The 3317-nt window shown below is 45.3% G+C and carries 6 protein-coding genes; 5 read left to right on the forward strand and 1 reads right to left on the reverse strand.

The features are described from left to right. Nucleotides 1-24: 24 nt before the first annotated feature. Entirely contained in the window at nt 25-153 is a 129-nt protein-coding gene (locus ACXJGZ_RS01425; RefSeq protein WP_456398017.1) for a ferritin family protein, read from the reverse strand. Between the two features lie 84 nt (nt 154-237). Here ACXJGZ_RS01425 and ACXJGZ_RS01430 point away from each other — a divergent pair, with 84 nt between their 5' ends. The 5 genes from ACXJGZ_RS01430 to ACXJGZ_RS01450 all read left to right on the forward strand — a co-directional run. Next, complete coding sequence (locus tag ACXJGZ_RS01430) at nt 238-786, forward strand: GNAT family N-acetyltransferase (protein ID WP_456398019.1); 549 nt, start codon at nt 238-240, stop codon at nt 784-786. Continuing rightward, on the forward strand, nt 783-1118 hold the full coding sequence (locus ACXJGZ_RS01435) for a hypothetical protein (protein ID WP_456398021.1): 336 nt from the start codon (nt 783-785) through the stop codon (nt 1116-1118). Before ACXJGZ_RS01430 ends, ACXJGZ_RS01435 begins: the two co-directional genes overlap by 4 nt. Before the next feature lie 442 nt (nt 1119-1560). Continuing rightward, on the forward strand, nt 1561-1803 hold the full coding sequence (locus ACXJGZ_RS01440; protein WP_456321975.1) for a LysO family transporter: 243 nt from the start codon (nt 1561-1563) through the stop codon (nt 1801-1803). Continuing rightward, nucleotides 1800-2384: a LysO family transporter gene (locus ACXJGZ_RS01445; RefSeq protein WP_293255699.1), complete on the forward strand. Its 585-nt coding sequence runs from the start codon at nt 1800-1802 to the stop codon at nt 2382-2384. The genes ACXJGZ_RS01440 and ACXJGZ_RS01445 overlap by 4 nt, the downstream gene beginning before the upstream one ends. A 203-nt stretch (nt 2385-2587) precedes the next feature. Further along, the coding region (locus tag ACXJGZ_RS01450; protein ID WP_456398024.1) for a TCP-1/cpn60 chaperonin family protein at nt 2588-3317 on the forward strand (730 nt) is incomplete at its 3' end.

Raw genomic sequence — 3317 nt, forward strand, 5'->3', positions numbered from 1 at the left:
TGGTGGAGATTTCATTATATGGTTTCACCATTCAAACTGGCCGTGTGCCTTCTCGACTCTTGCAAATTCTCTAAAAACGCGCTTAACGCTCTCATCCTCAGCTTCTTCTGCGGCTTTCTCATAGAACACCCATGTTCGCTTTTCCTGCTCCATGCCTATATACTATTTGGCTTCCATTCTATTAACATTATCCCAACGTTTTTATCCCTTCCCGCCTAAATTCAATGGGTGGTTGAGGTGAGGATACTGAGAGTTGAAGAACCCCTCAAACTCAGGGAGGCTCTCATTGAGTTTGTGTTCCACGTCTATCAAGGTACTGAGGGTGCATATCCTGCGCTGGAATGGGTGGAGGAAAAACCATCTATAAATGATTTCAAAGGTTTTAAGAAGGCATACGAGCCCTTTCTGGAGTTCCGTCTCGGGAAGGAATTTGATGAGCTCTATGTTGGAAAGGAGGATGATTTGATCATCGGGACAGTTGCGCTCGTTTACAATCTTGAGGACAAGGATGTCTGGTGGGTGCCTGGAGAGATTAAGGGTAAAAAAACGGGTTTAATAGAGTTCTTCATGGTGGATCCCAATTACAAAGGCAAGGGGTATGGTTCAAAGCTCCTCGAGTTTGCAATAAAGCGCCTGAAAGAACTTGGGAAGGAAGCGTATGTGATAACCTTCCCCGAGCTTGAAGCGTACTCTTACTATCTCAAGAAGGGCTTTGAGAAGGTAATGGACTACAGAGAGTTCGTGGTGATGAGATATAAGCTCCACCCCACGGGGGCAGGTGAATGAAAACAAACACCGCTTTAAAGCTCGTAGAGTGGACTTCATTCCCCCTTCTCCTATTTACCGGGCTAATGGTTGTTAGCGGCTATGCGTTGACAAGCACGTCTGCCCAGAGGGCTTCTCTCTTCCTAGATTTTGCGAGGGCCAGCTTCGTGCATTTGGGGAGGCTCTTCAAGTTAAGTTTGCTCCTTCTTCTCCTTGCTCACAGCTATGCCGGTACGGAGCTCTTCATAGCCAGAAGGGTCAGGGACGAACGCTTAAAAGCATTTATAGAATACTCCACAATAGCCTTCCTCGTGTATGTGGCATGGGTTGCAATCAACGGTGAAATAGGGTAGTGGACTCAGAAGTTGAAGTTTATATCTTTCATCAGCTGACCCTTATCTCGGCATTCACAGCAATCCCAAAAACCTCTCTATCGGTTATCTCCATTTAGAACCGCTGTAGTTAATTTCTCGTCAAAGTTATTAACATTTTCGGAGGTTAATGGTTTGCTTCTTTGAAGATTTTAAGAGGATTAAAATTTTAGTTAGATGAAACGTTATATGCTTTTGTACCATACCACATAGCGAGAACATATAAGAGTTCAACACGAAATTTTAGCGATGGGTATCATGTAAGAGGAGACAAATATGCAGGGATAGATAAGAAAGGAGTGGATAAAGCAATTAAAAAGCTAAAGAAAGAAGGAAAGATAACATAGCCGAAGAGATGCTACTATGCTCCTGCTGAATAGCATTAAAGCGTTAAGTTTATTATTTCAAAGCTCGAATAGAATGCATGAACATTTTCATACCCCTATTCCTGGGAGTTGCAATTGGCTATCTCTTTAAGGAAAGGCTCCGGATGAATCTGGATAAGCCTCTAAGTGCCATTCTCCTCCTTTTAATCTTCTTCATGGGTGTTGAAGCGGGAAGGGTCGAAATAGATGCCGCGAGCATTTTAATAATTTCCATCACCTTCGCGGCTCTGACCATAACGGGCAGCCTTGCATTCTCGCTTCTCCTGGGGGGAAGGCGATGAAATTTTTATATTTCGTTCTGGGAGCCCTTCTTTCGGGTATCATGGTGGGGAGATACACTTCCCTAAACTCTGGAAATCTTTCCGCGCTGATGCTGTACCTCCTCATCTTCATAATTGGGATGGACATAGGGAGGAGTAAAGGTCTCAGGGAAGAGATCAAAAAACTGGGCAGAATTTCCCTCTTACTGCCCATAAGCACGATACTTGGCTCTCTTTTGGGAGGCGGTTTGGCTTCCTTTTTGGTGGGAACTCCCATGAAGCTCGGACTCGCAATCTCTGCAGGTTTTGGGTGGTATTCGTTAACCGGCCCACTGCTGGCTCAGTATTCCCCTCTCTACGGCGTCATAGGGTTCCTCGCAAATTTAACGAGGGAAATCTTCACGATAATCTTCTATCCCGTAGTTATAAAAAAGATTCCAAAGGAGCTCGCTGTCTCAATGGGTGGTGCAACTACCATGGACTCCACGCTCCCAATACTCGTGAAATTTGGAGGAACCGAGATAACTATAATCGCCTTTATACACGGCTTCATACTCACTGCACTGGCACCATTTTTGATACCTTTAATAATGCAGCTCTAGCTGTATTTTCATAATTTCTCGATTTTTGCCGATTTATCCTGTAATAGAGCCCTCTTCTTTTTTATTTTTCAAAAAAATCTGCTATCCTTTACGTTCAACTCACCGTAAATTTTATAAATAGTGCAAAGGAATTTATTGATGGAATCAAAATATCACTAAATCTGACAACCTCATTTTAGAAAAAAGGAAGGAGGTGGGTTGGGATGGCCCAACTCGCAGGACAGCCGGTTGTTATTCTCCCAGAGGGAACTCAGAGGTATGTTGGTAGGGACGCCCAGAGGTTGAACATCCTAGCGGGAAGAATAATTGCCGAGACCGTAAGAACGACTCTCGGACCAAAGGGAATGGACAAAATGCTCGTGGACAGCCTCGGAGACATCATCATAACAAACGATGGTGCCACAATTCTCGACGAGATGGACATTCAGCACCCTGCTGCCAAAATGATGGTTGAGGTCGCCAAGACCCAGGATAAGGAAGCAGGAGATGGTACAACAACAGCCGTCGTTATCGCCGGTGAACTTTTGAAGAAGGCTGAGGAATTGCTTGATCAAAACATTCACCCGAGCATTATCGTTAAGGGTTACACGATGGCTGCCGAGAAAGCCCAAGAGGTTCTTGAGGAGATTGCTATCAAAGTGGACCCAGAGAACGAGGAGACGCTCATGAAGATAGCCATGACCGCGATTACGGGGAAGAGCGCCGAGAGTCACAAGGAGAAGATGGCCAGGCTGGCCGTCGATGCCGTTAAGCAGGTTGCCGAGAAGGTTGGCGATAAGTTTGAAGTCGACATCGATAACATAAAGATTGAGAAGAAGGAAGGAGAGACCGTTGAGGCAAGCACGCTCATTAGGGGTGTTGTCATTGATAAGGAGAGGGTTCACCCAAGGATGCCAAGGCGTGTGGAGAATGCCAAGATCGCCCTCATAAACG

Source organism: Palaeococcus sp. (in: euryarchaeotes), from assembly GCF_053987695.1.

What these genes read in the sequence shown, in the direction of transcription:
- ACXJGZ_RS01425 (WP_456398017.1), bottom strand. Translation starts at nt 153, where the DNA reads ATGGAGCAGGAAAAGCGAACATGGGTGTTCTATGAGAAAGCCGCAGAA.
- ACXJGZ_RS01435 (WP_456398021.1), top strand. Translation starts at nt 783, where the DNA reads ATGAAAACAAACACCGCTTTAAAGCTCGTAGAGTGGACTTCATTCCCC.
- ACXJGZ_RS01440 (WP_456321975.1), top strand. Translation starts at nt 1,561, where the DNA reads ATGAACATTTTCATACCCCTATTCCTGGGAGTTGCAATTGGCTATCTC.
- ACXJGZ_RS01445 (WP_293255699.1), top strand. Translation starts at nt 1,800, where the DNA reads ATGAAATTTTTATATTTCGTTCTGGGAGCCCTTCTTTCGGGTATCATG.